Consider the following 2,303-nt stretch of genomic DNA (forward strand, 5'->3'; position numbering starts at 1 on the left):
CGCAAATTATTCATTCCTAAACGCAGAGAATCCGATGGACATCACAAAAGCAAATGCGAATAAATCAGCTTGGAGTGGCTCTGCCAATATCATTTACCAACCTGATAAAAATTTATTGTTTGGAATTGAAACCATGTATGCCTATCGTGGTTTAGAAGACGGTTCAGGAGATGGATTTTACAGATTGCAGTTCTCAGCTAAGTATTCATTTAATTATAAAGCGAAATAACATGAAAAAAATAGTTTTCTTATGCATCGCTCTTTCTTGTACGAGCCTATTTTCTCAATCCAAAGAAAATCAAGAAGAGACAGATTATAAATTGGGTAGTAAAGATCAGGTTGACAATCAGCTAGCCCAAGATAAAACATCCTTTTTTGAATTTGATTTTATGAAATCGTATTTCGATTCTAAAAACAAACTAAAAGGAAAATCCGGATTTGACTTTGGGGTTGATTATTCCTCTGTTTATTTTGGTGCCACTGAAAGTCTAGGTGATAAAAACACAGGAGCTGGAATGGTGCGTTTGTATGGTTCTTGGGAATTGGTCAATAGAGGCTCTAAAAATAGTGGAGCTTTTGTCTATAAGGTGGAACACAGACATAAATACACCGATATTACCCCGAAAAACTTTGGTTTTGAAATCGGTTATGTTGGAATGCAAGTTCCTGCTTTTAATGAAGATGGCTTTAGAATGACCAACTTTTATTGGAGACAACGTTTACTAGACGGCAAACTTTCCTTTGTAGCTGGACTTTTAGATGCTACGGATTATGTGGATGTGTATGCTTACGCAAGTCCTTGGACTGGATTTATGAACTTTCAATTTAGTACAGGTTCTCAATCAGTATACATTCCGAATGACGCTGCCTTAGGAGCAGCAGTTGCTATGTATATTACAGATAACATTTATGGAATTGCGAGTATCAGTGATGCTGGATCAGACCCAACAAAACCGTGGGATAATTTCAATTCATTTTTTGCAAATGGTAATTACTTTAAAAGCTTAGAGTTTGGCTATACCACTGGTAAAGATCGTTTTTTTCTTGACAACATACATCTTACTTTTTGGCATTCTGATGGTACACCTGTTACCGCCTCCCTTCCGGGTTGGGGAATTGCCTTCTCTGCTACCCACTACTTTAAAAATGGAATACACCCTTTCTTAAGAGGTGGTTACGCCAAAGATGGTGGTACTTTATTACAAAAATCATTGGTAGGTGGGTTCGCTTACCAAACCACAAAACAAGGAAGTCTTTTAGGAGTTTCTTTAGGTTGGGGTGAAGTAAATGAAACTTCATTTGGTCCTGATTTAGACAATCAGATAACTGCCGAAGTTTTTTATAAAATAAATTTTTCAAACAGATTTGCTATTTCACCTGATGTACAATATTTAATCAACCCAGCTTTAAATCCAACTACAAGCTCTATTTTTATTGCTGGAGTAAGAGGAAGAATCGCATTGTAAAAAATCTTAACTCATCTATCCTATGAAATCCATATATTCAATTGTAATATTCTTCTTTCTTCTTTCTTTAACCTCTAATGCTCAAGAAGATGAAATAGATAGATGGGACAACTGGCTACTCGTAGGAAATAAAATTGTGTTTGGAGGTCAGAACAACTTCCAACATTCTCACGAGCTACAATGGCGTGTAAATGAGAACATGAGTGCTTTAAAAGAATGGTATTACGAAGGAGTACTCACCTACTCTCCTAATGCCAAATGGGAATTTGTTCCGGATTTTAGAGCTAGTGTCAAACCGGACAGGCACGACTTTAGATTTGGATTTGCTACGATCAGAAAAATTAATTTTACAGATCTTGATAAAAAATTGAACAGTCAGCTCGTACAACAACTAAAATACCAAGTAGATTTGGACACTAAAGGTAATTTTAGACAAGGGTTGAGGTATGTGGTCACTTACAATCACATTATGAATGAAAAATTAATATTGAGCGGTCTTATTGGACCTTTTTTTAGATGGAGTGATTCTTATACAGGAGTTGAATTTGTAAGAGGTGGACCTGTTGTGACTTATTTATTTGACAAACAACACACGCTTGCCCTTGCTCCTTTATTTGGTGTTGCCAATCTAGGAGGAGATGATGGTTATGCATATTCCTTTACACCTATGATATCACTAATTATAAGAGTTGGTAAAGATTACAAATATGTACCTGCGAAATACATAAACTTCTAATAGTTGAAACGAATAAAAAAAAAGCATCTAACTAATCTTAGATGCTTTTTTTGATTTCAATATTTTTTTTAATTCTTTGATGATATTGATAATATGAGACA

Annotated in this window: 3 protein-coding genes; all 3 read left to right on the plus strand. The window is 35.3% G+C overall.

Going from position 1 to position 2,303, the window contains the following annotated elements:
• Window positions 1-229 (plus strand): hypothetical protein (locus tag P8H68_RS00505; protein ID WP_300320201.1); only part of this gene is annotated, 229 nt, incomplete at its 5' end.
• A gap of 1 nt (window position 230) precedes the next feature.
• A complete protein-coding gene (locus P8H68_RS00510; protein ID WP_300320204.1) occupies window positions 231-1,466 on the plus strand; it encodes a carbohydrate porin in 1,236 nt (411 codons plus the stop codon).
• 22 nt (window positions 1,467-1,488) lie between these two features.
• Window positions 1,489-2,202 carry a hypothetical protein gene (locus P8H68_RS00515; protein ID WP_300320206.1) on the plus strand — a complete coding sequence of 238 codons (714 nt, stop codon included), beginning with the start codon at window positions 1,489-1,491 and terminating at the stop codon, window positions 2,200-2,202.
• Window positions 2,203-2,303: the final 101 nt, after the last annotated feature.

Origin of the sequence: Flavicella sp. (assembly GCF_029238425.1) — a bacterium.
In the GTDB taxonomy this organism is placed as follows: Bacteria; Bacteroidota; Bacteroidia; order Flavobacteriales; family Flavobacteriaceae; genus Flavicella.